We start from the raw sequence: 721 nt of genomic DNA, 5'->3' as shown, positions 1-721 counted from the left end.
TACCAAAAGATTTAACAGATTTTGGACCAGCTTGGGTATCTGCATTTGTATCAGCACAAATTGATGAAGCATTTGCGGTAGCGCTTGAAGCAGCTTTTCTTGCCGGTGATGGAAACGATAAGCCGGTGGGGTTAAACCGCCAAGTACAAGAAGGTGTGGCGATTACAGGTGGTGTTTATCCAGAAAAAACAGCACAAGGTGAATTAACATTTGCCGATTCAACCGTAACGGTAAAAGAATTAACAGGTGTTTATAAATACCATTCAACAGATGAAAAAGGAAAATCTGTGTTAGTAGATGGATTAGTTGTGATGGTTGTGAATCCAGTAGATGCATGGGACGTGAAAGCACAATATACGTCATTAAATGCCAATGGTGTATATGTAACAGCCTTACCATTTAATTTAACAATTGTTGAATCCGTTGCCCAAAAAGCTGGTACCGTTTTAACGTTTGTGAAAAAACGTTACGATGCTTATGTAGGCGGTGGGATTACATTACGTAAATATGATCAAACGTTAGCTATTGAAGATTTAGATTTATACACAGCAAAACAATTTGCATATGGTAAAGCAAAAGATGACAAGGCGGCAGCTGTTTGGACACTTGCGATTCCCAGCTAATGCCGGCTCATTAAACGTGTCGGCTAGTCCGAATGCTAAGAGCGCCAATATTTCATGGGAGGTTGAATAATGGCTACGATTAAAAATAATGGCGTTGT

1 pseudogene is annotated in these 721 nt (G+C 39.7%); it reads left to right on the top strand.

Features of this window, described 5'->3' with window-relative positions:
• Window positions 1–623: pseudogene (locus KTHG_RS00060) on the top strand (phage major capsid protein); the annotation flags it as partial.
• Between the last annotated feature and the right edge of the window lie 98 nt (window positions 624–721).

Origin of the sequence: Kurthia sp. Dielmo (assembly GCF_000307285.2) — a bacterium.
Taxonomy (GTDB): domain Bacteria; phylum Bacillota; class Bacilli; order Bacillales_A; family Planococcaceae; genus Kurthia; species Kurthia populi.
Note: the sequence above shows the minus strand (reverse complement) of the source record. Positions and strands in the feature narration are given on the sequence as shown.